This window comes from Psychrobacter sp. 1U2 (assembly GCF_051847575.1).
Map to the genome: position 1 here is coordinate 1 of NZ_JBPYDC010001661.1, position 547 is coordinate 547.

Sequence of the window (547 nt, forward strand, 5' to 3'; positions counted from 1 at the left end):
TGTTGGGGTTAGTAATGAAGAGAATGAACGTTATAAGCTGCCTCAGCAAGTAGCGACATTGCTCGGCCTATCGTTACCGCTGCTGCCATGGCATACAAATAGACAACCTATTCATGCGCTCGCTTCTGGATTGGATGCTTGTGCTTGTGCTATGGAAAATATCGTTGAAGATATAGCATTGATGTGCCAGTCTGAGCTAGGCGAGTTGGCGGAGCCTGCTATTGAAGGGATGGGCGGCTCATCATCGATGCCGCATAAGCGCAATCCTGTATTGTGTGCACTAATTAAGACCGCTACGTTAAGGATGCATGGACACCTAAGCGTGATTAGTAATACAACCGCTCAGCCTTTTGAGCGCGCATTGGGCCAGTGGCATGCAAGCTGGATGCCTTTAATGGAAGGGACCGCTTTGCTCGCGGGTGCTGCAAATTATCTGAAGACTTTATTACAAGGGTTGCAAGTGTATCCTAAGCGCATGGCGGCCAATCTTGATTTAAATAGTGATGCGTATCTTATTGAGCCTTTGAGGTATCATTTTTTAGAGCAT

Annotated in this window: 1 protein-coding gene; it reads left to right on the forward strand. The window is 47.0% G+C overall.

What is annotated here, in order from left to right; translation table 11 throughout:
* Positions 1-547 (forward strand): lyase family protein (locus tag ACS8FD_RS23745; protein WP_439277656.1); only part of this gene is annotated, 547 nt, incomplete at both ends.